Annotated in this window: 22 protein-coding genes and 1 other annotated feature; of the genes, 6 read left to right on the top strand and 16 right to left on the bottom strand. The window is 57.4% G+C overall.

Translation table 11 applies throughout. From position 1 onward, the window contains the following. Positions 1-131 precede the first annotated feature (131 nt). The gene (emrD, locus tag KGP22_RS00110; RefSeq protein WP_223580817.1) at positions 132-1,316 is read left to right on the top strand and encodes a multidrug efflux MFS transporter EmrD; all 1,185 of its coding nucleotides are present in this window, start codon (positions 132-134) and stop codon (positions 1,314-1,316) included. Here emrD and KGP22_RS00105 read toward each other — a convergent pair. Together KGP22_RS00105 and dsdC are read right to left on the bottom strand one after the other, a co-directional pair. After that, on the bottom strand, positions 1,219-2,307 hold the full coding sequence (locus KGP22_RS00105) for a cellulase family glycosylhydrolase (RefSeq protein WP_223580815.1): 1,089 nt from the start codon (positions 2,305-2,307) through the stop codon (positions 1,219-1,221). The genes emrD and KGP22_RS00105 overlap by 98 nt on opposite strands. Before the next feature lie 84 nt (positions 2,308-2,391). Beyond that, positions 2,392-3,318: a DNA-binding transcriptional regulator DsdC gene (gene dsdC / locus KGP22_RS00100; RefSeq protein ID WP_127729026.1), complete on the bottom strand. Its 927-nt coding sequence runs from the start codon at positions 3,316-3,318 to the stop codon at positions 2,392-2,394. A 204-nt stretch (positions 3,319-3,522) separates the two neighbouring features. Between dsdC and dsdX the strand changes: the two genes are divergently transcribed. Next, the gene (gene dsdX, locus KGP22_RS00095) at positions 3,523-4,860 is read left to right on the top strand and encodes a D-serine transporter DsdX (RefSeq protein ID WP_223580812.1); all 1,338 of its coding nucleotides are present in this window, start codon (positions 3,523-3,525) and stop codon (positions 4,858-4,860) included. A 17-nt stretch (positions 4,861-4,877) separates the two neighbouring features. After that, on the top strand, positions 4,878-6,164 hold the full coding sequence (gene dsdA, locus KGP22_RS00090; RefSeq protein WP_223580810.1) for a D-serine ammonia-lyase: 1,287 nt from the start codon (positions 4,878-4,880) through the stop codon (positions 6,162-6,164). Positions 6,165-6,199: 35 nt separating this feature from the next. Here the strand turns inward: dsdA and KGP22_RS00085 are convergent, their stop codons facing one another. From KGP22_RS00085 to KGP22_RS00070, 4 genes are all read right to left on the bottom strand, one after another. Further along, entirely contained in the window at positions 6,200-6,547 is a 348-nt protein-coding gene (locus tag KGP22_RS00085; RefSeq protein ID WP_115876759.1) for a DUF202 domain-containing protein, read from the bottom strand. Further along, complete coding sequence (locus KGP22_RS00080; RefSeq protein WP_223580809.1) at positions 6,537-6,884, bottom strand: YidH family protein; 348 nt, start codon at positions 6,882-6,884, stop codon at positions 6,537-6,539. Before KGP22_RS00080 ends, KGP22_RS00085 begins: the two co-directional genes overlap by 11 nt. Positions 6,885-6,976: 92 nt before the next feature. Continuing rightward, on the bottom strand, positions 6,977-8,299 hold the full coding sequence (locus tag KGP22_RS00075) for a 6-phospho-alpha-glucosidase (protein WP_111964251.1): 1,323 nt from the start codon (positions 8,297-8,299) through the stop codon (positions 6,977-6,979). After that, positions 8,296-9,918, bottom strand: coding sequence for an alpha-glucoside-specific PTS transporter subunit IIBC (locus KGP22_RS00070; RefSeq protein WP_223580808.1), 1,623 nt, complete (start codon positions 9,916-9,918; stop codon positions 8,296-8,298). The genes KGP22_RS00075 and KGP22_RS00070 overlap by 4 nt, the downstream gene beginning before the upstream one ends. Before the next feature lie 221 nt (positions 9,919-10,139). Here KGP22_RS00070 and KGP22_RS00065 point away from each other — a divergent pair, with 221 nt between their 5' ends. Further along, positions 10,140-10,886 (top strand): GntR family transcriptional regulator, encoded by a 747-nt coding sequence (locus KGP22_RS00065; protein ID WP_111964249.1) that lies wholly within the window; start codon positions 10,140-10,142, stop codon positions 10,884-10,886. Here the strand turns inward: KGP22_RS00065 and KGP22_RS00060 are convergent. The 3 genes from KGP22_RS00060 to ibpA all read right to left on the bottom strand — a co-directional run bounded on the left by KGP22_RS00060 (position 10,854) and on the right by ibpA (position 13,653). Next, positions 10,854-12,515: a putative transporter gene (locus tag KGP22_RS00060; RefSeq protein WP_149367376.1), complete on the bottom strand. Its 1,662-nt coding sequence runs from the start codon at positions 12,513-12,515 to the stop codon at positions 10,854-10,856. The two genes, KGP22_RS00065 and KGP22_RS00060, sit on opposite strands and share 33 nt — an antisense overlap. Before the next feature lie 165 nt (positions 12,516-12,680). Further along, the gene (gene ibpB, locus KGP22_RS00055; protein ID WP_008500161.1) at positions 12,681-13,109 is read right to left on the bottom strand and encodes a small heat shock chaperone IbpB; all 429 of its coding nucleotides are present in this window, start codon (positions 13,107-13,109) and stop codon (positions 12,681-12,683) included. Between the two features lie 133 nt (positions 13,110-13,242). Next, a complete protein-coding gene (gene ibpA, locus KGP22_RS00050) occupies positions 13,243-13,653 on the bottom strand; it encodes a small heat shock chaperone IbpA (RefSeq protein WP_008500162.1) in 411 nt (136 codons plus the stop codon). Next, positions 13,647-13,718: a sequence feature (ROSE (Repression Of Heat Shock gene Expression) occurs in the 5'-region of heat shock genes and acts as an RNA thermometer to modulate expression.), on the bottom strand. It overlaps the preceding gene by 7 nt. 248 nt (positions 13,719-13,966) lie before the next feature. Here ibpA and KGP22_RS00045 point away from each other — a divergent pair. Next, positions 13,967-14,299 (top strand): YceK/YidQ family lipoprotein, encoded by a 333-nt coding sequence (locus tag KGP22_RS00045; RefSeq protein ID WP_096150942.1) that lies wholly within the window; start codon positions 13,967-13,969, stop codon positions 14,297-14,299. Here the strand turns inward: KGP22_RS00045 and KGP22_RS00040 are convergent. From KGP22_RS00040 to KGP22_RS00030, 3 genes are all read right to left on the bottom strand, one after another. Further along, positions 14,296-15,525 (bottom strand): DUF3748 domain-containing protein, encoded by a 1,230-nt coding sequence (locus KGP22_RS00040; protein WP_223580807.1) that lies wholly within the window; start codon positions 15,523-15,525, stop codon positions 14,296-14,298. The genes KGP22_RS00045 and KGP22_RS00040 overlap by 4 nt on opposite strands. Before the next feature lie 50 nt (positions 15,526-15,575). Further along, a complete protein-coding gene (gene yidA / locus KGP22_RS00035; RefSeq protein ID WP_111964246.1) occupies positions 15,576-16,388 on the bottom strand; it encodes a sugar-phosphatase in 813 nt (270 codons plus the stop codon). Positions 16,389-16,503: 115 nt separating this feature from the next. Beyond that, entirely contained in the window at positions 16,504-17,529 is a 1,026-nt protein-coding gene (locus KGP22_RS00030; protein ID WP_111964245.1) for an NAD(P)-dependent alcohol dehydrogenase, read from the bottom strand. A gap of 109 nt (positions 17,530-17,638) precedes the next feature. On the opposite strand from KGP22_RS00030, the gene KGP22_RS00025 reads away from it, so the two are divergent. Further along, positions 17,639-18,574, top strand: coding sequence for a LysR family transcriptional regulator (locus KGP22_RS00025; RefSeq protein ID WP_111964244.1), 936 nt, complete (start codon positions 17,639-17,641; stop codon positions 18,572-18,574). A 34-nt stretch (positions 18,575-18,608) separates the two neighbouring features. Here KGP22_RS00025 and gyrB read toward each other — a convergent pair whose 3' ends face one another. Genes gyrB through dnaA form a run of 4 tightly spaced genes read right to left on the bottom strand, consistent with a single transcriptional unit; the run spans position 18,609 to position 24,621 of the window. Next, positions 18,609-21,020, bottom strand: coding sequence for a DNA topoisomerase (ATP-hydrolyzing) subunit B (gene gyrB, locus KGP22_RS00020; protein WP_111964243.1), 2,412 nt, complete (start codon positions 21,018-21,020; stop codon positions 18,609-18,611). A gap of 28 nt (positions 21,021-21,048) precedes the next feature. Beyond that, complete coding sequence (gene recF / locus KGP22_RS00015; RefSeq protein ID WP_048030318.1) at positions 21,049-22,122, bottom strand: DNA replication/repair protein RecF; 1,074 nt, start codon at positions 22,120-22,122, stop codon at positions 21,049-21,051. After that, positions 22,122-23,222, bottom strand: a complete 1,101-nt coding sequence (dnaN, locus tag KGP22_RS00010) for a DNA polymerase III subunit beta (RefSeq protein ID WP_223580806.1) — start codon at positions 23,220-23,222, stop codon at positions 22,122-22,124. The genes recF and dnaN overlap by 1 nt, the downstream gene beginning before the upstream one ends. Before the next feature lie 4 nt (positions 23,223-23,226). Then, positions 23,227-24,621, bottom strand: coding sequence for a chromosomal replication initiator protein DnaA (dnaA, locus tag KGP22_RS00005; protein WP_010426558.1), 1,395 nt, complete (start codon positions 24,619-24,621; stop codon positions 23,227-23,229).

Below are 24,621 nucleotides of genomic sequence, written 5' to 3'. Positions count from 1 at the left end.
TTTCACGTTTTTTTCATTCACCACGACAATGCTTAATTTGTCATCTCTCTGTGGTAGATTCCTCGCGCATTTATGGGAATGCGCAGTTACTTATTCTTCATTTTTCTCTTTTGGCAAAAGTATTCAGCGACATGAAAAAACAAAGGAACGTTAACTTATTGTTGATGCTGGTGTTACTGGTGGCCGTCGGTCAGATGGCGCAAACCATCTACATTCCGGCGATTGCCGACATGGCAAAGGAATTAAACGTCCGCGAGGGCGCAGTACAAAGCGTGATGGCAGCCTACCTGCTGACCTATGGCATTTCGCAGCTGTTCTATGGACCGCTCTCCGACCGTATCGGACGCCGTCCGGTGATTTTAGTCGGTATGTGCATTTTCATGGTGGCGACCGTGATTGCGATGACCACCCACAGCCTGACCGTATTGATTGCCGCCAGCGCCCTGCAGGGCGTCGGGACCGGCGTCGGCGGGGTAATGGCGCGAACCCTACCGCGCGATATGTATCAGGGCACTCAGCTGCGCCATGCCAATAGCCTGTTGAATATGGGGATTCTGGTGAGCCCACTGCTGGCCCCGCTGATTGGCGGCCTGCTGGACACTATGTGGTCCTGGCGCGCCTGCTACGCCTTCCTGCTGGTGCTCTGCATGATTGTCACCTTCAGCATGGCGCGCTGGATGCCGGAAACGCGGCCGCAGGACGCGCCGCGCACGAAGCTGATCGCCAGCTATAAAACGCTGTTCGGCAACGGCGCGTTTACCTGCTACCTGCTGATGCTCATCGGCGGCCTGGCGGGCATCGCGGTGTTTGAAGCCTGCTCCGGCGTGCTGCTGGGCGCGGGGCTGGGCCTGAGCAGCATGGTGGTGAGCATTCTGTTTATTCTTCCAATCCCGGCGGCGTTCTTCGGCGCGTGGTTTGCCGGGCGTCAGAACAAGCGCTTCTCCACCCTGATGTGGCAGTCGGTGATCAGCTGCCTGCTGGCGGGTCTGATGATGTGGATCCCAGGGCTGTTTGGCGTGATGACCGTCTGGACGCTGCTCATCCCGGCAGCGCTGTTCTTCTTCGGCGCGGGGATGCTGTTCCCGCTCGCCACCAGCGGCGCGATGGAGCCGTTCCCGTTCCTCGCAGGCACGGCGGGCGCGCTGGTGGGCGGTTTGCAGAACATCGGTTCCGGCGCGCTGGCCTGGCTCTCGGCTATGATGCCGCAGACCGGGCAGTCTAGTTTGGGGTTGTTGATGACGCTGATGGGGCTGCTGATTTTACTGTGCTGGCTGCCGCTGGCGTCGCGCGTTCCGCATCACGAGCAGCCGGTTTAAGCGCATGATGGCCCGGCTTCTCGCCGGGCTTTTCACAGGCAGGCGTTATCATCGCCTGCAGTAAGGGCTCTGGCGCAGGCTGCCATGCCCCCTCTTCCCCGTCGTAAAACTGGAAATCCGCGTTAAGCGCATACGGGATTTTCGCTTTTTGCAGTTCGCAGGCCATAAAGGTGGCGAAGGCCATTTGCGAAGCGGTTGGCGTAAGGTGGTTTGACTCCCCCACGCCCCAGCCCCCGACCCAGCTAACGTGACCGGTTTTTTGCTGCCAGTGCAGGGCGGTATTGATGCGATTATGGATAGCCGCTTTCTCCGCCGCCGTGCCGGACGTCCACGGGTATTTACCACCATTTTTCAGCGGCCCCCACGGGAAAATATGCCACTCCGCCAGCAGGTAGTTTTGGCTGTGCGCAGGCAGCTTCAGGCTGGATAAATCCTCCGGTGCGGCACGCAGGCGCGGCGCAATAAAGATCATGCGCTGGGGGTCGATGTCGTGGATCGCTTTAATAGATTTTTCATACACGCGGTTTAGCGACGCCAGGCTGTGGTTAAGCTTGTCGGCCGGCTCATAGATGAGATCAAAACCCAGCTGCGGATAGCTTTGGCCGAAATAGTGTGCCACGGCAATCCACCAGTTGACCGTCTCTTTCTCGTTATCGGCTTTCGGGTCGTTTTTATATTCATCAGCCTGATAAGCAATTATCGGGATCACGCCATACTGCTCGCAGGCTTCTACCAGCTTGCGAAGGTGAATTAACCGCGCTTCCGTCGGCTCATCGGCCACGCGGATGCGCACGTGGGTAATGCCTTTTGCACGAAAATCGCGGACCACCAGCGGGTCGAATTCACGTATGCCGCGTTCGGTGCGCGCCCAGTCCACATCCATCCCGACGCCCAGCTGCTGCGCATAACGGGCAGCCGTCAGCGGCGGCTCAGCGGCCATCGCCCAGCCGGAAGAGATCAGTAATGCAAAGGCAATAAAAGGCTTTAACACGGTTTACCCTGGATAAATCGAAAGCATTACCTGTATTTAGCACGCTTTTTCACATTTGGTGTAGAGCGAAAGCGTAATAATTCTTCAACCTGCCAGTTCTTTCAGCCAGCCGATAAAGGCGTCTATTTTCGGCCACTGACGGCCAGAAAGCGTCGAGACATAGTAGTGCTGATGGCATTTCAGGGTCTTGTCACCAAACGGGGCGATCAGCTCGCCCCGTTCGAGCCTCTTCTGCACCAGCCGCTTTCTGCCCATCGCGACGCCAACGTGATTGATGGCCGCAATAATCGCCAAATCAGAGCGATCGAAACCGATACCCGACGATGGCGGCATATTCACCGCAAAGTGCTGCGCCCAGCTCAGCCATTCATCCGTACCGGAATCGTTACTCCAGGCCTGACGGTCGTGCAGCAGCGTGCAGTGGCTGAGGTTATCAGGGTTTTTCAGCAGTTCATGCTCGCGGGCATACCGCGGGGAGCAGACGGGCAAAATCTCCTCGTCCATCAGGAAGTGATGAGACAGATGGTTTGGTGGCGTATCGTCGAAATAGAGCGCCAGATCGACACCCGTTCGCTGCATATTGACGTAATCATTGCCGGTCAGGATGGTGAGCGAAATCGACGGATAGCGGCGGGTAAAGTCACCCAGCATGGGTACCAGCCAGCACTGAGCGATCGATGGCCGGGAGTAGACCGTCAGCGTGCCGGACAGCGCCTGGTTTTTGATGTCCAGGATCTCCTGATTCAGGGTGTCGAGGGACGATTTTAGCGTCCAGTAAACGCGCTTTCCCTCCTGCGTCAGTTCGACTTTACGGTGCGAACGGACAAACAGCTGAATACCCAGCTCTTCTTCCAGCAGGTTGATGCGGTGGCTTACCGCGCTGGGGCTAAGCGACAGTTCCTCCGCCGCCAGCGCGAAGGATTCATGCCGGGCAGCCACTTCAAAGGTGTACATTTTCGACAGCTGCCAGCCGTTTAATAGCCGGTTTCTGGCTTCATTTGCATCGGTCATCACAATTCTCACGCGTGTTTTCTGCGCTCAGCATACCGTTCCTGGGTGAATTTATGTGACCCTAATGCAGATTAAGTGCGTTTTTTAGAGCATAGTCACTCATTTGATTCAATCTGGCTCATCTGAACGCCAAATTATATCGTTTGTCAGCCCACGCCGCTTTTTCGTCCAATACCCCCAGATGACATAAGGATGAGGTGAGATATGGGATCTCAGGTCTGGGTTGTGGCAACGCTGCTTGTCAGCATCGTGTTGATTGTTTTAACCATCGTAAAACTGAAGTTTCACCCATTCCTCGCGCTGCTGCTGGCGAGCTTTTTCGTCGGTGCAATGATGGGAATGAGCCCGCTGGATATGGTAAACGCCATCGAGAGCGGGATTGGCGGCACGCTGGGCTTTCTGGCGGCGGTTATCGGCCTTGGAACCATTCTAGGCAAGATGATGGAGGTTTCGGGCGCGGCAGAGCGCATCGGGATCGCCCTGCAGCGCTGCCGCTGGCTGTCGGCAGACGTGATTATGGTGCTGGTAGGCCTAATCTGCGGCATTACGCTGTTCGTGGAAGTGGGCGTGGTTCTGCTGATCCCGCTGGCTTTTTCCATCGCCAAAAAGACCAACACGTCGCTGCTTAAGCTGGCCATTCCGCTCTGTACCGCGCTGATGGCGGTGCACTGCGTGGTGCCGCCGCATCCGGCCGCGCTGTTTGTGACCAATAAATTAGGGGCGGACGTCGGGACGGTGATCGTCTACGGCCTGCTGGTGGGCCTGATGGCCTCTCTGGTCGGTGGCCCGCTGTTCCTGAAGCTGCTCGGCAATCGTCTGCCGTTTAAACCGGTTCCGGCAGAATTTTCAGACCTGAAGGTGCGGGAAGAGCACACCCTGCCGTCGCTGGGCGCCACGCTGTTCACGGTGCTGCTGCCGATTGCCCTGATGCTGGTGAAGACCATCGCCGAACTGAACATGGCAAAAGACGGCACGCTGTATACGCTGCTGGAGTTTATCGGCAACCCGATCACCGCGATGTTTATCGCCGTGTTTGTCGCCTACTACCTGCTGGGCATCCGCCAGCATATGGGCATGGGCGCGATGCTGACGCATACCGAGCACGGCTTCGGCTCTATCGCCAACATTTTGCTGATTATCGGCGCGGGCGGCGCGTTCAACGCCATCCTGAAAACCAGCGGGCTGGCGGACTCGCTGGCGCAAATTCTCTCTAACCTGCACATGCACCCTATCCTGCTCGCCTGGCTGGTGGCGCTGGTGCTGCATGCCGCGGTTGGCTCCGCCACTGTCGCGATGATGGGCGCCACGGCGATAGTCGCGCCGATGCTGCCGCTCTACCCGAACGTCAGCCCGGAGATCATCACCATTGCCATCGGGTCCGGCGCGATTGGCTGCACGATCGTGACCGATTCTCTCTTCTGGCTGGTGAAGCAATACTGCGGCGCGACCCTGAATGAGACCTTCAAATACTATACGACGGCGACGTTTATCGCCTCGGTGCTTGCACTTGGTGGCACATTCCTGCTTTCTTTCATTATCTGAGCGCGAAGAGACGTATTATGGAAAACGCAACTATCACTACTTTAACCGCACAGTTTCCTCTGGTTGAGGATCTGATTGCCCTGAAAGAAACCACCTGGATTAACCCCCGCACCACGACGCTGGCTGAAGGGCTGCCCCATGTCGGGCTGACCAAAGCCGATGTGGACAACGCCCACGCTCGCCTGAAACGCTTCGCGCCTTATCTGGCGAAAGCCTTCCCTGAGACGGCGGCAACGGGCGGGATTATTGAATCCGAGCTGGTCGCGATTCCGGCAATGCAGGCGCGGCTGGAGAAAGAGTCCGGCAAGGCCATTCCCGGCACCCTGCTGCTGAAAAAAGACAGCCATTTGCCGATCTCCGGCTCGATTAAAGCGCGCGGCGGTATCTATGAGGTGCTGACCCACGCGGAAAAACTGGCGCTGGAAGCCGGGTTGCTGAGCGTTGAAGACGACTACAGCGTTCTGCTGGAGCCGCGCTTTAAGGACTTCTTCAGCCAGTACAGCATCGCCGTGGGCTCAACCGGCAACCTGGGGATGTCCATCGGCATTATGAGCGCCCGCATCGGCTTTAAGGTGACGGTGCATATGTCCGCCGACGCCCGCGAGTGGAAGAAAGCCAAACTGCGCAGCCACGGCGTGATCGTCGTGGAATACGAACAAGATTATGGCGTGGCGGTGGAGCAGGGACGCATAGCGGCGGAAAGCGATCCTAACTGTTTCTTCATTGACGATGAAAACTCCCGCACCCTGTTCCTGGGCTATGCGGTGGCGGGCGAGCGGCTGAAGGCGCAGTTTGCCGCACAGGGCCGCGTGGTGGATGCGGAGCATCCGCTATACGTCTACCTGCCGTGCGGCGTCGGCGGCGGCCCCGGCGGCGTGGCGTTTGGCCTGAAGCTGGCCTTTGGCGATAACGTTCACTGCTTCTTCGCGGAGCCCACGCACTCCCCGTGCATGCTGCTGGGGGTTTACACCGGCCTGCACGACGAGATTGCCGTACAGGACCTAGGCATTGATAACGTGACGGCAGCAGACGGGCTGGCGGTAGGGCGCGCGTCTGGCTTCGTGGGTCGCGCGATGGAGCGCCTGCTCGACGGGTTCTATACGCTTTCCGATCGGAGCATGTACGACATGCTCGGCTGGCTGGCGCAGGAGGAAGGCATTCGTCTGGAACCGTCGGCGCTGGCGGGGATGGCCGGGCCGCTGCGCGTCAGTGCCGGTGCGAACGTTACCCACCTGGTGTGGGCGACCGGCGGCGGGATGGTGCCGGAAGACGAGATGGCGAAGTATTTAGCAAAAGGCCGCTAATCGTAGGCCCGGTAAGGCGTAGCTGCTACCGGGCTTTAAAAGCTCACAATTTGCTGAATGTGAGTCACTGCGAAGAGTAAAGACAGAGACAGCACGGCCAGAGCAATCAGGAACTTATCCCGCACCGCCTTCGGCTGCACAAAGTCGTTCTGCGCCACGTCCATCAGGTTACGGCTGCGGGTATAGCGCCATAAAACGATCGCCACCAGCGCCAGCACAACAAGCGAGATCCAGAACGGCACCCCGGTGCGGTGCCAGTTGTGCTTAATCGCCAGGGCAATCAGCGCGCCATACCCCAGCAGCGTACGCAGCCAGGCGAGCGACGTCCGCTCCGGCTGCAGGCCGGGGTCCGCTTCCCGTCGCGCTTTGCGGCTATCCGCCATAGAACACCAGCACCATCACCACGCCCGCCACCGCCAGCAAAACCGCGCTGATGATGAGTAACCCGCGCGTATAGGGCAGATCCTGCTTCAGACGCATCGCCTTCTCATTGCGCAGCCAGCGCAGATAGCCGTAAATCGCCAGTACGCCCGCAAACAGGCACAGGAGCAGCGCCAGCACCTCTCGAATCAGCGGCGTGGCAAAATCAGGCGCGAGCTGGTCGAGACCCACCCCTGCGGCAAGGAATCCCAGCGCGGTGCGGATCCACGCTAAAAACGTGCGTTCATTAGCCAGTGAGAAGCGGTAGTCCGGCGCTTCGCCGAGGCGGGAAATTTTCATGAAGGTTCCTTGTCGTGCAACGGGCAGGCTTCAGCATAGCGTAAATCGACAAGGACAAGGAGACCGACATCGGGCGATGTCGGTCAGGACGATCAGTGCAGCTCTGGCCAGTAATCCTTATTGGCCTCGATCAGGTCATCCAGAATCGCTTTCGCGACGGACGCGCTCGGCACGGTTTTCGACAGGGTGATCGCCTGCCAGAGTTTCTGGTACGAGCGCTGCTCCCAGGCATCCACCACCAGTTTTTCCACCGCTACCTGCTGGCTCATCAGCCCTTTCTGGAAATGTGGAATATCGCCCACCGTAAGCGGCTCAGGACCGTTATGGCCCACCAGGCAAGGAATTTCCACCATCGCATCGGCATCGAAGTTATGGATGGCCCCGTTGTTAGGCACAATCAGCAGCATCCGCTCCTGGGTGTTAAAGGCAATTGCCGTCGCCAGATCGACGATGTACGACGCATGTTCATCAATTTCCAGCTCACCGGCGGAGGATTTGCCCGCCTCGATAATCGCCCGGCAGGAACTGAACACATGCTTTTCACGGTGATCCATGACCTCATTGGCGCGGGTGCGTTCCGGGTTGGAATGCGCGACCACGTAGTCCGGGAACAGGTAATACTTCAGGTAGGTGTTCGGCATGGTGTCCGGATCCAGCGCCTGCACGTCTTTTGCTTTGGCGAACGTATCGTTCCAGCTCGCTTCGGTGTGCGCATCCTCCGAAGGCGGAACATAGCCGTTTTTCGCCACGTATTCGCGCAGCTTCGGCATCAGATCGTTGCCGTTCAGGTCTTCAATCGACGTCCACCAGCCGAAGTGATTCAGGCCGTAGTAGCGCACGCGCATCTCTTTGCGGTCCTTCAGGCCGACAATCTGCGCCATGCGCCCTTCAATGCCGATCGGCATATCGCAGATGTTGAGGATTTTGGCGTTCGGACGCAGGCGGCGCGTGGCTTCCGCGACAATCGCCGCCGGGTTGGAGTAGTTCAGCATCCACGCGTTTGGGGAGTACTGCTCCATGTAATCCACCAGCTCCAGCACGCCGCCGATAGAGCGCATGCCGTAGGAGATGCCGCCCGGGCCGCAGGTTTCCTGGCCCAGCACGCCGTGGCGCAGCGGGATTTTTTCATCTTTTTCACGCATTGGGTATTTGCCCACGCGGATATGCGCCATCACGAAATCGACATCGGTAAACGCCGCTTTCGGATCGGTGGTGTAGCTGAATTCAATCTCCGGAGCCTGCTCCTTAAGGATGATTTTGCACGCTTCGGCGATGGTCTCCTGACGCGCGCCGTCGTTGTCATAGAACTTCAGGGCGCGCAGCGGGAAACGGTCACGGTTGGCTAACAGCATCAGGACGATACCAGGCGTAAAGGTGCTGCCGCCGCCTGCAATGACAACTGAGAATTTTTTCATGATATAGCCTCTGTCAGGGTGGTTTGTTCATTCGTTAAGGGGGTTTTCATCAGCGATTCCAGCTGGTCGCGCACCTGAGGAACGTGCAGGCCGACAATCACCTGAATGCCGTTGCCGCGTCGCACCACGCCGTGGGCGCCGAGGGCTTTGAAGACGTCATCGCTTTGCGTTTTCGCCATATCGACCAGGGCGATGCGCAGGCGGGTGGCGCAGTTGTTGATGCTTTCGATGTTGGCCGCACCGCCAAGCGCCTGCAGGAACCCGGCGGCCTGTCCGACCTGCTGGCTGGCCGCCGCCGGGGCGGTGGTTTGCCCGCGCACCGCCTTATAGTCGGCCTTGCTGTAGAGTTTGATTTCGCTCTCTTCCCGGCCCGGCGTTTTCAGGTTCAGACGCGCAATCAGCGTTTTGAAGACCACGAAGTAAATTCCGGTGAAGCACACGCCAATGCCGATCTGGGTGAAGACCATCGCGGCGTGGTTATGGAACATCGGGATCCAGTTTTGCGGCAGGAACTGGTCCAGCAGGCCGCCGCCCATGTTGCCGACCACGCCGAAGGTGTACATCACCGTTGCCATGGTCGCCGCCAGCACGGCGTGAACGGCAAACAGCAGCGGCGAGATAAACAGGAAGGTGAATTCGAGCGGTTCAGTAATGCCCACCAGCACCGCGGTAAGCGTGGCCGGGACCAGCAGCCCCGCGACCTTGACGCGGTTTTCCGGCGACGCGGTGTACCAGATCGCCAGCGCAATCCCGATCGAACCGAACACTTTTGAGTTACCGTGCAGGGCGAAGCCGCCTTCCGGGAAGAGGGTTTTCAGCGGCAGGGTGCTCTGGCTGAATTCCTGCAGGTGCTGTGCCCAGTAGACCTGAATCCCCCCTTCCACCGCCGCCGGGCCGAAGATGAACGGACCGTAGACGAAGTGGTGCAATCCGGTTGGGATCAGAATGCGTTCCAGGAAGGTATACACCCACACGCCCAGCGCCCCGGCAGAGCGCAGGAACGCCTGCAGGGACTCAATGCCCATCTGCACTTTCGGCCAGCCCAGCAGCGTAAGCCAGGCGCAGGGGATCATGACGAAGAATGCGAGGATAACGACAAACGAGCTGCCCTGGAAAATCCCCAGAAACACCGGCAGCGGCTTGTCAAAATAGCGGTTGTGGATGGCGGTGACGATGCCTGAAATCACGATGGCCCCGATGATGCTGGTATCGAGCGTTTTGATCCCGGCAATCATCGCCAGCCCGCTACCTGCCGTCGGTTCGGCGGAGAAATCGACGCCAAAGAAGTGGCCCCAGGTCATCCCCATCGCGTTGATAAAGTAGTTCCAGGTCAGGAAACTAATCAGCACCGCCAGACAGGCGCGGCCCTGCGCCTGCTTCGCCAGGCCAATCGGCAGGCCGACGGCAAAAATCAGCGGCATATTGCGGAACACCGCCCAGCCGCCCTCTTCGATGATGTGAACAATCTGCGCGAAAAGATGATCGGGGGCCGTTAAGGCTTCGCCGACAAACAGCGGGTTGCGAAGCATGATGGCGATTCCCACCACGATCCCGGCGAACGGAAACAGCAACACCGGGGTAAACATGGCACCGCCAAAACGTTGTATTTGACTGAGCATTTTTAAATCCTCATGAAACAACCTGTAGGGGTAGAGGCCTTTATGGTTTTTTGCTGGCCTGAGGTGAGCATAAGAACTTACTGATGCGCGAACATGGCGTGCCGCTGCGATTCGTGATCGCATTCATGGTTTTATTTTGACCAATCAGGTCTACTTTTTACGGTAAATATGGACATGTCAGGACGCCATCCACGCCCTGATAAGGGCAGAGAGGTCTACTGGTGATCTACAAATCCATTGCTGACAGATTGCGGCTGCGGCTGAATTCGTCTGACTACAACATCGGCAGCCCGCTGCCGGGCGAGAAAGCGCTGGCGCAGGAATTTGGCGTGGCGCGAATGACCATCCGCAAGGCGCTGGATCTGCTGGTGAGCTGGGGGCTGGTTGAACGGCGGCACGGTAGCGGAACGTTTGTGTCGCGCAAAGACGTTCACCACGAAACCACCAACCTGACCGGGCTGGTGGAGGTGTTGCGTCAGCAGGGAAAAGAGGTGCAGAGTAAGGTCTTACAGTTCGAAGTGATGCCCGCCCCGCCCGCCATCGCCAGCCAGCTGCGGATTCAGGTGGATGAGCGGATCTACTTTTCCAGACGGGTGCGCTACGTGGACGGAAAACCGCTGATGCTGGAGGACAGCTTTATGCCGGTGAAGCTGTTTCGCAACCTGTCGCTGGCGCATCTTGAAGGGTCAAAGTTTGATTACATCGAGAAGGAGTGCGGGATCACCATCAGCGGCAACTACGAGAGCCTGACGCCCGTGCTGGCCGATAAACAGCTGGCCGGTTATATGAACCTGCCGGAACAGACGCCGCTGCTGCGTATCACCTCGCTTTCCTACAGCGACAGCGGCGAGTTCCTTAATTATTCCGTGATGTTCCGAAATACCAGCGATTACCAGGTGGACTACCATTTGCGGCGCATCCACCAGGAAGATTTACTAGCTCATCCCCCAGAACAGCACCGCCAGTAGCTGTGGAGTGATGATGCGCAGGAACATCACCAGCGGGTAGACGGTGGCATAGGAGAGCGCTGCCGCGCCGCTGGTGGCGTGCAGGTTGTTGGCAAAGGCCAGCGCGGGCGGATCGGTCATGGAACCCGCCAGCATGCCGCACAGCGTCAGGTAGTTCATTTTGGCGAACATCCGCGCCAGTATGCCCACCGTCAGCAAAGGAATCGCCGTGATAAAGATGCCGTAACCGACCCAGCTCATCCCTTCGCCCTTGATCAGGGTGTCGACGAAATCCCCGCCGGACTTCAGCCCGACCACCGCAAGGAACAGCACGATGCCCAGCTCGCGCAGCGCCAGGTTAGCGCTTGGCGGCATAAACCAGTAGAGCTTGCCGATGCAGCCGATACGCCCGAGGATCAACGCCATAATCAGCGGCCCGCCCGCCAGACCCAGCTTGAGCGCCACCGGGAAGCCCGGCACGTACACAGGGATAGAACCGAGCAGCACGCCGAGCCCGATACCGATAAACACCGGCAGCATCTGCACCTGCTGCAGTTTCTGCTGGGCGTTGCCCACCATATCCGCCACGGCGTCAATGGACGAGGGGCGACCGACCAGGTTGAGGATATCCCCGAACTGCAGGCTGGCCTCCGGGCTGGCGACCAGCTCGACACCCGCACGGTTGAGGCGGGAGATCACCACGTCATAGCGCTCTTTTACCTGCAGATCGCGTATTTTCTTGCCGAGAACATGCTCGTTTGTTACCACCACGCGCTCCACCCGCATATCGGTGCCGCGGGTTGAGAGCGAGGTATCCACTTCCTGACCAATCACCAGCCGCGCGTTATTTAAATCCCCGGGCTGACCGACAAGGTGCAGCAGATCGCCTTGCTGAATGACGGTGCCGGGTGCGGGGACCATCAGCATATCGTCGCGCTTAAGGCGGGAGCAGATGATATTGGCGCTGTTCAGGATCGGCACGTCCTGAATCGCCATATTATTCAGATTAGGGTTATCGACCCGAATATTGATGGTTTTGATCGGCATATGGCCGTTGGTGAGCGTGGTTTCATGGTCCTTCGCCTCTTTGTCGACGTTAATGCGAAACAGGACGCGGACCAGCCACATGGAGAGCAGAATGCCGCAAATGCCAAACGGATAGGCCATGGCGTAGCTCATCCCCATCTGGTCGACAATGCCGGGTTCGATACCCAAATCGCGAAGGATCTGCTGCCCCGCGCCGAGCGCAGGCGTGTTGGTGACCGCCCCGGAGAAAATGCCCAGCACTACGGGGAGCGGGATATCGAAGATTTTGTGCAGAATCGCTGTGACCAGCCCGCCCATTATCACAATGCCGAGGGCAAACAGGTTGAGCCGTAATCCGGAGACCCGAAGTGAGGCGAAAAACCCCGGTCCCACCTGAATACCGATGGTGTAAACGAAGAGGATCAGGCCGAACTCCTGGGTAAAGTGGAGCATTTCGGCGCTCAGCACCAGCCCGAGCTTGTCGGCAAAGTGCCCGACAAAAATGCCGCCAAACAGTACCCCGCCTATCCCAAACCCGACGCCGCGGATTTTGATATTCCCTATCCACAGGCCAACAACAGCGACCAGGGCCAACACGCTTACGGTTAACGCGATATCACTCATGATCCACTTCCTTGGCATAACCTTAGTTATGCTAAGGATTCTCTCAGAGCCGTGGGCGGTTGTATGGGCGATGGCGCACAAAAAAGCCCTGCCGTGGCAGGGCTTTATCTTTTCACCCTCTCCCTGTGGGAGAGGGTCGGGGTGAGGGCACCAGCCCGCACACTGTTAACTGTTTAACGCCGGCCGGTCGCTAATGGCGATACGCTGTGGCGCGATGGCTTCCGGCACGTTACGGGTCAGGTCGATATGCAGCAGCCCGTTGGTAAACGTTGCGCCGGAGACGTCCATATGGTCTGCCAGAGTAAAGCTCAGGCTAAACGGCTGATTAACCAGCCCCTGATGCAGCCATTTGGTTTCGGTCTCTTGTTTCTCCGGCGTACCTTTCACGGTCAGACGCGTGCCTTCGAGCTGGATATCCAGATCCTCCTGGCGGAAACCGGCCAGCGCCAGGGTGATGCGATAGTGGTTATCGTCGCTTTTTTCGATGTTGTAAGGCGGAAAAGTCTGTTGCTCAGCGGTGTTTTGCAGGGCGTTAGCCAGTTTGTCAAAACCAATCCACTGACGAAGCAAGGGGGATAAATCGTAGTTACGCATACTAAATCTCCTTCTGAGAAGCGAGTTCGGCACAATTTTTTGTGCGCAGTTGTTCCTGCAAATCCAGGTGGATTCGCATATGCTCCCGTTACGGCAAGCAAGTCCGGGTGGGCCGCTCGCGCGACCCGCATAATTAGTTAATTTCGATACGACGCGGTTTTTTCTCTTCCGGAATCACACGTTCCAGTTCGATAAACAGCAGGCCGTTGACCAGGTTCGCGCCTTTCACGTGAATGTTCTCGGCTAACTGGAACTTGCGTTCAAAGTTGCGCTCGGCGATGCCCTGATAAAGGTAGGTACGTTCTTTCTGCTCGGCCGTATGGGAACCTTTCACCACCAGCAGGTTGTCCTGCGCGGTGATCTCCAGTTCGTTTTCTGCAAAACCGGCGACGGCAATGGCGATGCGGTAGTGGTTTTCGTCGACCAGCTCAACATTGTATGGAGGGTAGCCGTTGCTCTGGCTTTGGTTATTTTCTAAATGGTTAAACAGACGGTCAAAACCAATTGCAGAACGGTATAGCGGAGAAAGATCGAAGTTACGCATAAATAAAACTCCTGAAATCAGCGAGAAGTTGAAGCCTTCCACCATGGACAGGCCTTTGCGCCCCCGAACACCCATCAGGCGAGTTCGTTATCGGGCCACATCATTAAAATGGGTCTGCAATCGGCCTTTTCAAGAACGACACCTGCACTTTTTTTTGCACTTTCCTGCATCTCGCTTAGACTGGGACAACAGCACAAAGGGTTAAATTGCGATGGCTGCCACAGTGCGGGGTTATCGGGCTATCCATTTTGGATAAGGCTCGCTATAACCCTGAGTTGAAGGTCTATGCAGTGCCATTAACGATGACTGAGTGATGATGAAAAATGTTCTGATAAAGCTGACGACGTTCAGCGGGGTTGTTTTACTTTGCGGGTGTTCGAGCGTGATGTCTCACACCGGCGGTAAAGAAGGAACATATCCGGGGACGCGAGCCAGCGCGACGATGCTCTCCGATGACGATACAAACTGGGGCACAAAATCCCTGGTAATCCTCGATATGCCGTTTACGGCCGTGGCGGATACGCTTCTGCTGCCGTGGGATATGTTTCGTAAGGACAACTCCGTACGCTCACGGGTAGAAAAAAGCGAGCAGGAGAATCTGGCGACAAACGCCGTCATCCCGCCCGCTGACATGCCTCCACGCTAGCGCTGCGCGGTTTCCGTTACCCAAAGCTGACGGAAACCGGCTGTCTCTTCCATCCATGCAATAACGCGCCCGTCCGGAGAAAACACGACCGCATCAGCAGATGGCGGATTGCCGTGATCGGACGTCAAAAACGTCACCTCTCCGGTCTGTGCGTCGCAGCACGCGATCCTATTTTCGAGCACAAACCCCAAACGATCGCCGGAAGGATGCCAGTTAAATGCAGACTGGATATCGCTTCCGTTTCGCGTCAACTGGCGCGGCTCGCCGCCCTCCGGCGAGATCAGCCACAGCTGCACAATGCCGTTATCATCCCGCATCAGAAACGCAATCTGTGTCCCCTGCGGATTATTGCGAACCCAGTGACGCGGCACGTTTACCAGACCCGGATACGCCCTCTGATGCGTAAAGGTTAAACGACGCTGTTCTACTCCCGCTGGCGGCGCTGGCAGGGTATCCGTCGTGCCCTGTAGCGGCGCATCGCCCGCACGCTTCCAGCCCTGCTCGTCTTCGGGCAGATTAACAATAAAAAGTTCAGGCACTTTCTCGCCGGTTGCAGACAGGGTATCGCCGATAAACGCCAGCCTGTCGTTGCCCACCCAGCCCTCTTCGTAAGCGCGGTTAATCTCGTCGCTGCCCGGCTGCGGATTGGGCGTCGTGCGGCTGACCAGCACGCTCCAGTAAGCGCCCGGGTATTCACGGGGATGGTTCCCCTGCGGGTTTACCGGACCGAAAGGCGCCGCCACGCCGACGTTGCGTAAATCAAGTTTAGGATCGCGCTCGTGGAGCACGTGGTCGTTATAGGTAAAGCTGACGAGCAGGCCGTTCGGGCTGAAGACATGGACGTGGCTTCCGCCGCGCAGCGCGCCAGGAGTGTACGGCGAAGTGATATCCATCGCGTCCAGGTTGCTCAACTGGCCGTGATGCGCAATCACCCCCTGACGATGATGAAAATCGTAGTGCCAGTCTGCATCCGGGTTTTTCGGACCGTGGATAAACACGTATTTTTCCTGCGTGGGATGAACGGTCACCACGCCGACGTGCGCGCCGTCAGTGGCGCGATAAACCACCTCCACCTCACCCGTGCCGACGTTGACCCGCTCGATGGTTTCACCGGTGAACGACGCACCTGACGGGCGCACGTCATAGACCAGCCACTGGCTGTCCGGCGTCCAGGTATTGATGTTGGTCAGCTGGTGGTTGCGGGAAGCGAAGGTGATTTGTTTCATGAGGATACCCTGATGCACAGTTATCGCATCAGGGTATAGCAAGCGGGTGTTTAGTTCAGCACAAACTTCTCAATCGCGTAGGCAACGCCGTCTTCCAGGTTGGATTTGGTGACAAAATTAGCCACTTCTTTCACCGACGGAATAGCGTTTTCCATCGCCACGCCCATGCCCGCGTATTCAATCATCGCGATGTCGTTTTCCTGATCGCCCAGAGCCATGATTTCATCCGGCTTAATGCCCAGCGCGTCAGCCAGCGATTTAACGCCGGTGCCTTTATTGACGCGTTTATCGAGTATTTCGAGGAAGTACGGCGCACTTTTCAGCACGGTGTATTTCTCTTTCACCTCGGCCGGAATGCGTGCAATCGCCTTATCCAGGATCTCCGGCTCGTCGATCATCATCACTTTCAGGAACTGGGTCGCCGGATCCATTTTCTCGGCTTCACAGAACACCAGCGGAATGGTCGCAACGTAGGATTCATGTACCGTGTAGTAGCTGATATCACGGTTGGCGGTGTAAAGCGTATTGCGATCGAGGGCGTGGAAGTGGGAACCCACCTCACGGGACAGTTTTTCCAGGAACCGGTAGTCGTCATAGTTCAGCGCGGTTTGCGCAACCGTACTGCCATCTGCGGCTTTCTGCACCAGCGCGCCGTTATAGGTGATGCAGTAATCACCCGGCTGATTCATGTGCAGCTCTTTCAGGTAGCTGTGCACGCCAGCATACGGACGCCCCGTGGTCAGAACCACATTCACGCCCTTTGCGCGCGCCGCGGCGATCGCGTTTTTAACAGCTGGAGAGATGGTGTGGTCCGGCAACAGCAGCGTGCCGTCCATATCGATTGCAATGAGTTTGATAGCCATGAGTTCCCCGGAATAAATGAGTGCTGCCTCATGCTAACGCGATTAAGCACACAAAAATAGAGCTACATTGCGCAACAGGAACACCCCTTTTACGTTTATCCCGGGGAACAAAGGCTTACTCGCGGGTGAGAACGATTTTACCAAACGCGCCGCGATCCAGATGTTCAAGTGCCTGTTCAAGCTCGTTAAAGCGGTAGCGATGCTCAATCACCGGCTTCAGTCCCGTGACGTCAACAGCGCGAACGAAATCTTCCAGCGCCCTGCGGTGTCCTACGCCGATCCCCTGAATGACGGGAGATTTCAGCAACAGTTCGCCAGCAGAGAGTGAAATGTCAGTTCCGGCCAGCACGCCAATGACCGATATGCGTCCATGAACGGCAACGGCGCGCAGGGAATGCTTCAGGTTCTCGCCCCCCACGGTTTCAATAATATGGTCAATGCCGCGATCCTGAGTCAGCGCCAGCGCCTCTTCAGCCCAGTCGCCTTTCAGGCGGTTGATGCCCTGGCTGGCCCCCAGCGTTTTGGCCAGCGCCAGCTTTTCATCGCTCCCGGACGTAACAATGACCTCTGCGCCGTGCGCTTTGGCAATTTGCAGGGCGAAAATCGCCACGCCGCCCGTCCCCTGTACCAGCACCGATTGCCCGGCGCGCAGCTGGCCGCGTTCCACCAGCGCGAACCAGGCGGTAAGCCCTGCACAGGGTAAGGTGCTGGCCTCTGCGTCATCCAGGGTTTCCGGCGATACCGCCAGCGCGTCTTCCTTCACAATCACATATTCGGCCAGCATTCCCTGGAAGTATCCGCCGGACGTTCTATAGGGCAAATTGCGCGCGTCCGCCTGCGGTTTACCGTCGATCCACTCCGGGAAAAAGGTTGAGATAACGCGAGCGCCAGGCTGGAAACGCGTGACGCCTTCACCAACGCTGTCTACGACGCCCGCCATGTCAGACGCCGGGGTAAACGGGAAGGAGAGCGGAATCGGCATCGTGCCTTCAATCACCATTTTATCGCGATAGTTGAGCGCAACGGCATTCACCCGCACGCGTACTTCACCCGGGCCTGGCTGTGGAATGGGCTCCTGAGTGAGTGTGAGGCTCTCGCGCCCGAGGGCGTTCATCGTCCAGCGTTGCATTGTCTCTGTCATTTTTCTCTCCTGCGATCAAATAAGCTTCAGTACCGACAGTCTAGCGTTGACTCTTCGTCACCAGTGGCGATAAGTTTTCTCTTTATTGATGCCTGAATGGATACAATCCATGACCGATACGCTGAAAGATATTCCTGTTTTTGTCGCTGCCGTGGAGGCAGGAAGCTTTGCACAGGCCGCAGTTCGCCTGCACCTGTCGCGCTCGGCGGTGGGAAAAAGCATTGCTCGCCTTGAGGAACGCCTGGGAGTACGGCTCTTTCAGCGCACCACCCGCAGCCAGAGGCTGACCGATAACGGCGCCCTTTTTTATGAACGCTGCCTGCGCGCGCTGGAGGAGATTCGGGGCGCAGAGTCGCTGCTTGAAACGGGGAAACAGCAGGTCAGCGGCCGCCTGCGCGTTGCCATGCCGGTACTCTTTGGCCGCCAGTGCGTCGCGCCGCTGTTGATTGAACTGGCGCAGGAACACCCCGGGCTTGAGCTTGAAATGTCGTTCAGCGACCGCGTGGTGGATCTGGTGGAGGAAGGGTTTGATATGGCGGTGCGTAACGGCACGCTTCAGGACAGCAGCGTGCTGGTCGCCAGAAAGCTGGGAGAACACCGCATGGTGCTGTGCGCCACGCCGGAGTATCTGCTGAAGAAAGGCCAGCCACAAAGCGTTAATGATTTATCCCAGCATACGGCCATCAACTATTTGAGCGCAGGCAGAGTGTTGTCCTGGCAGCTGATGGATAACGAAGGAACGTCGCACACCTTTACACCCCGGTCATCACTCAATATGGATGATTTGCAGGCGATCTGCGACGCTGCGCTGGCCGGACACGGCATTGCATGGCTGCCCTGCTGGATGGTCGTTAAAGAAATCCATCAGGGTAAACTCGTCCCGCTCCTGAAGCAGGCACCGGATGTGCATTTCAACGTTCATGCCGTGTGGCAGCAGACGCCGCATCTGCCGCTAAGGGTAAGAATTGCGATCGATACGCTGGCGAGCCGTTTACCTTCCGTGATGTCGCTGGATATGCCTGCGCCCACAAAAAAGCCGCGCTAAACGCGCGGCCAGTTATCGTGCGGTATCACGTCGATTAAATATCGATATTTGCCGCTTTCAGGGCGTTCTCTTCGATGAAGGCACGACGTGGTTCAACCGCATCGCCCATCAGGGTGGTGAACAGCTGGTCTGCAGCAATCGCGTCCTTAACGGTAACGCGCAGCATGCGGCGGCTTTCCGGATCCATGGTGGTTTCCCACAGCTGCTCCGGGTTCATTTCGCCCAGACCTTTATAGCGCTGGATCGCGAGGCCGCGACGGGACTCTTTCACCAGCCAGTCCAGCGCCTGCTCGAAGCTGGCTACCGGCTGACGACGTTCGCCACGTTCGATGAACGCATCGTCTTCGATCAGGCCGCGCAGCTTCTCGCCGAGCGTGCAGATACGACGGTATTCCGGACCGGTCACAAATTCGTGCTCCAGCGGGTAGTCGGTGTCGACGCCGTGGGTACGCACGCGAACGATCGGCTCGAACTGCTGATCGGCATTCTGCTGAACATCGCATTTCCACTGGCTGCCGTGCTGCTCTTTTTCGTTCAGATCGGTCACCAGGGCGTTCACCCAGCGGGTGACGGTCTGCTCGTCGCTCAGATCGGCTTCGGTCAGGGTTGGCTGATAAACCAGTTCCTTCAGCAGCGTTTTCGGATAACGGCGTTCCATACGCGTGATCATTTTCTGTGTGGCGTTGAACTCGGATACCAGACGCTCCAGCGGCTCACCGGCCAGTGCAGGGGCGTGCGAGTTCGCGTGCAGGGTCGCACCATCAAGGGCGATCGCGATTTGGTACTGATCCATCGCTTCGTCGTCTTTAATGTACTGTTCCTGCTTGCCTTTTTTCACCTTGTACAGCGGCGGCTGTGCAATGTAGACGTGGCCACGCTCAACGATTTCAGGCATCTGACGATAGAAGAAGGTCAACAGCAGCGTACGAATGTGCGAGCCGTCGACGTCCGCATCGGTCATGATGATGATGCTGTGGTAGCGCAGTTTGTCCGGGTTGTACTCGTCACGGCCAATGCCGCAGCCCAGCGCGGTGATGAGGGTCGCCACTTCCTGTGAAGAGAGCATCTTGTCGAAGCGCGCCTTCTCAACGTTGAGGATTTTACCCTTCAGCGGCAGGATAGCCTGGTTCTTACGGTTACGGCCCTGCTTCGCAGAGCCGCCCGCGGAGTCCCCTTCCACGAGGTACAGTTCGGACAATGCCGGGTCGCGTTCCTGACAGTCAGCAAGTTTGCCCGGCAGGCCTGCCAGGTCCAGCGCGCCTTTACGACGGGTCATTTCACGCGCTTTACGCGCCGCTTCACGGGCACGCGCCGCATCGATAATTTTGCCCACCACGATTTTCGCGTCGGACGGGTTTTCCAGCAGGTATTCGCTCAGCAGTTCGTTCATCTGCTGCTCAACCGCCGATTTCACCTCAGAAGAGACCAGCTTATCTTTGGTCTGTGAGGAGAACTTCGGATCCGGCACCTTCACGGAAACCACGGCAATCAGGCCTTCACGGGCATCGTCACCGGTGGCGCTGACTTTCGCTTTCTTGCTGTAGCCTTCTTTGTCCATGTAGGCGTTCAGGGTACGGGTCATCGCCGCACGGAAGCCGGCAAGGTGAGTACCACCGTCACGCTGTGGAATGTTGTTGGTAAAGCAGTAGATGTTTTCCTGGAAACCATCGTTCCACTGCAGCGCCACTTCCACGCCGATACCGTCTTTTTCGGTGGAGAAGTAGAAGATATTCGGGTGAATAGGCGTTTTGTTCTTGTTCAGATACTCAACGAACGCCTTGATACCGCCTTCGTAGTGGAAGTGGTCTTCTTTGTTATCACGCTTGTCGCGCAGGCGAATCGAGACGCCGGAGTTCAGGAACGACAGTTCACGCAGGCGTTTCGCCAGGATGTCGTACTCGAACTCGGTGACGTTGGTGAAGGTTTCGAGGCTCGGCCAGAAACGCACCATGGTACCGGTTTTGTCGGTGTCGCCCGTAACGGCCAGCGGTGCCTGCGGCACGCCGTGCGTATAAAGCTGACGGTGGATTTTGCCTTCGCGCTGGATAACCAGCTCCAGCTTCTGCGACAGGGCGTTTACTACCGAAACACCTACGCCGTGCAGGCCGCCGGAAACTTTATAGGAGTTATCGTCGAACTTACCGCCTGCGTGCAGGACGGTCATGATCACTTCCGCTGCAGAGACGCCCTCTTCCGGGTGAATACCGGTTGGGATGCCACGACCGTCATCGGTGACGGAGACGGAGTTGTCCGCATGGATGGTGACCACGATGTCTTTACAGTGACCCGCGAGCGCTTCGTCGATAGCGTTATCTACCACCTCGAATACCATGTGGTGCAGACCGGTGCCGTCATCCGTGTCGCCGATATACATACCCGGGCGCTTACGCACCGCATCCAGCCCTTTCAGGACTTTGATACTGGAGGAGTCATAAGAATTCGACATCAACGTTTCTCGCTCATTTCAACTTGGGTTAATCCGTTATTTTACCCTTTTCCACGGTAAACATCTTCGAATTTTCGTCCGACATGTCTATAACGTGTTCAGCGCTTATCGCGCTAACGAAAACCTGCGACTGCGTGGCTTTTAAGCGGCTGGCAAGCAGCCCGCGCCGCGCGTCGTCAAGTTCCGAGGCAAAATCATCTATCAGGTACAGGCAGCGTCTTCCGCTCTCGCGGGTGAGAAACTCTCCCTGTGCCAGGCGCAGCGCACACATCAGGAGCTTGAGCTGCCCGCGCGACAGCGTGTCTTCCACCGGCGCACCGTCAGCACGAATGCGGAAATCCGCCTTGTGCGGGCCGTGCGCGGTATAGGTCAACATGCGGTCGCGCTCGAAGCTTCTCTCTAACACCTCGGCATAGTCCGTCTCTTTCTCCCAGCCGCGCTGGAAGGAGAAGGTGAGAGAGAATTCAGGTAAAAACTGTTTGCAGGTGTCGGCCATGTCTTCGGCGATACCAGCGCTGTATTCGGCACGCCAGCGGCTGATCTGTTCCGCGAGAGGAATTAACTCCATGTCCCACGGACGCAGCTGGGCGTAGCGCGTCACCTGGCGCAGCGCGGCGTTACGCTGCTTGAGCAGACGCTTCAGGTTGCTCCAGGCGTTAAAGAATCCGGCTTCGTTGTGAAAGCATCCCCAGTCGAGGAACGCTCTTCTGTATTTGGGGCCGCCATTGAGTAAAGTAAACCCCTCGGGCGTTATCAGCTGCATCGGCATCAGCAGCGCCAGCTCCGCCACTTTATGGCCGTCAGTGCCGTCGATGCGCACCTTGCTGTCGCCCTGCTTGTCTTTGGTCAGGCCGATGGCGGTCTCCCGCTCCTCGCCCTGCAAACGCCCGTGCAGAACAAAGGATTCCTGCTCGTGGCGAATAACGCGACCAATCTGCAAACTGCGAAACGCCCGGCCGTGGCCGAGCGTATAGATGGCTTCCAGCACGCTGGTTTTGCCGCTGCCGTTCGCGCCAACCAGGAAGTTAAAGCCGGGGGATAAAGCGAGATCCGCGCTTTCGATATTGCGAAAGTCGCGGATCAACAGACGGGTGAGCGACATTACAGTCTCATTGGCATAACAACATAGGCAGCCGACTGTGATGCGGCATCTTCAATCTGTACGCTCGAAACGGAGTCGGTCAGCAGGATGCGCACGTTCTCGCATTTAAGCGCGTTCAGTACATCCAGCACGTAGCTAACGTTGAAGCCGATTTCCATCTCAGCCCCGGAATAGGTGACGTCCAGAATCTCTTCTGCCTCTTCCTGCTCCGGGTTATTGGCGGTGATTTTGATCTGGTTTTCACTCACGTACAGGCGCACGCCGCGGAATTTCTCGTTAGAGAGAATAGCCGCACGGGCAAAGGCCTGCTTGAGGCTATCGCAACCGGCTTCCAGCGTTTTGTCCGGGTTCTTCGGCAATACGCGGCGATAATCCGGGAAACGTCCGTCAACCAGCTTCGATGTGAAGACAAAGTCGCCCACGTGTGCGCGGATGTTGTTGCTGCCGATCTGCACGCGCAGCGGCGTGTCGCCACCGTCGAGCATACGCATCAGCTCAATCACCCCTTTACGCGGCACGATCACCGAATGGTTTGGCAGTGAGTCGCCAATCGGCATAGAACAGACCGCCAGACGGTGGCCGTCGGTTGCCACGGTACGCAGCTCTTCACCTTCGGTTTCGAACAGCATGCCGTTTAAGTAGTAACGAACGTCCTGATGCGCCATGGAAAACTGCGTGGCTTCAATCAGACGCTTCATCGTCGCCTGAGGCAGGGTGAATTCAACTTCGCTCTGCCAGTCGTCCAGGTTCGGGAAGTCCGCTGCTGGCAGCGTGGAGAGCGAGAAACGGCTGCGGCCAGAACGCACCAGCATACGGTCGCCTTCCAGCTGCACGGCGATTTCAGCGCCTTCCGGCAGCCCGCGGCAGATATCAAAGAATTTACGTGCCGGAACCGTGGTCGCGCCCGCGTCGTGCGGCTGCGTCAGCGTAACGCGCGCGATCATTTCCATTTCCAGATCTGTACCGGTCAGCGACAGCGTACCGTCCGCGACCTGAAGCAGCAGGTTTCCGAGAATAGGCAGCGTTGGGCGACCGCCTAATGGGCCACTCACCTGTTGCAGCGGTTTTAATAAATGTTCACGTTCAACGGTAAATTTCATAGCGTCACGATGATAATGTTCTGATTAAATTGGAAAAATCTTCTTTTATGTCGTGGCTTTCTTCGCGTAACTGCTCAATCTTGCGACAAGCGTGCAGTACGGTCGTATGGTCACGGCCACCAAACGCATCCCCAATTTCCGGCAGACTGTGGTTGGTTAACTCCTTTGCCAGCGCCATCGCCATCTGACGCGGACGCGCCACCGAGCGGGAACGACGTTTAGACAGTAAATCTGCCACTTTGATCTTGTAGTACTCAGCCACCGTCTTTTGAATATTGTCGATAGTGACCAGTTTTTCCTGCAATGCCAGCAAATCGCGCAGCGCTTCACGCACAAAATCGATGGTGATCGCACGACCGGTGAAGTTGGCATTGGCGATAACGCGGTTCAGTGCCCCCTCCAGCTCACGGACGTTGGAGCGCAGACGCTTGGCAATGAAGAACGCCACTTCACCCGGCAGGCGAATGTCGTTTTCATCGGCTTTCTTCATCAGGATCGCGACGCGGGTTTCCAGTTCCGGTGGCTCGATCGCCACGGTCAGGCCCCAGCCGAAGCGGGATTTCAGACGATCTTCAACGCCGTTGATCTCTTTAGGATAACGATCCGAGGTCAAAATGATCTGCTGATTGCCTTCCAGCAAGGCATTGAAGGTGTGGAAAAACTCTTCCTGGGATCGTTCTTTATTGGCAAAGAACTGAATGTCATCGATCAGCAGCGCGTCAACAGAACGATAGTAGCGTTTAAACTCTTCGATCGCATTGTTTTGCAGGGCTTTTACCATGTCCTGAACGAAGCGTTCGGAGTGCATATACACCACTTTTGCATTGGGCTTGCGCGCCATAATGCCGTTGCCCACCGCATGCAGCAGGTGCGTTTTACCCAGACCCGTGCCGCCATAAAGAAACAGCGGGTTGTAGGCTCCACCGGGATTATCAGCAACCTGACGAGCCGCCGCGCGCGCCAGCTGGTTCGATTTACCTTCAACGAAGTTATCGAACGTGTGTTTCACGTTAACGTTAGAGCGGTAGGTTGGCTCAGCCGGTGCAGGGACATTATCCCAGCCCTGACGAGCGGGTGCGACACGAGGGGCCGGAGCAGGAGCGGCCTGAGCAGGTGCTGCGACGTTCACGGTTTCACGTACGGTTTGGGTGACCGGCTTTGTGCCCACTTCAAAGCGCAGCTGCGGGGCATCTGACCCACAGAAATCGTTCAGCAGTCCATTGATGTTATTAAGGTACTTGTCCCTTACCCAATCGAGCACAAAACGGTTTGGCGCATACAAAGCCAGCGTGTTATCGCTCAGTTCCGCCTGCAACGGGCGGATCCACATACTGAATTCTGTGGCTGGTAACTCATCCTGCAATCGGGCAAGACACTGCTGCCAAAGCGAAAGTGACAC

It is taken from the genome of Enterobacter sp. JBIWA005, assembly GCF_019968805.1.
Lineage (GTDB): Bacteria > Pseudomonadota > Gammaproteobacteria > Enterobacterales > Enterobacteriaceae > Enterobacter > Enterobacter vonholyi.
The sequence above is the reverse complement of the archived record's forward strand: the minus strand, read 5'-3'. Positions and strand labels throughout refer to the sequence as shown.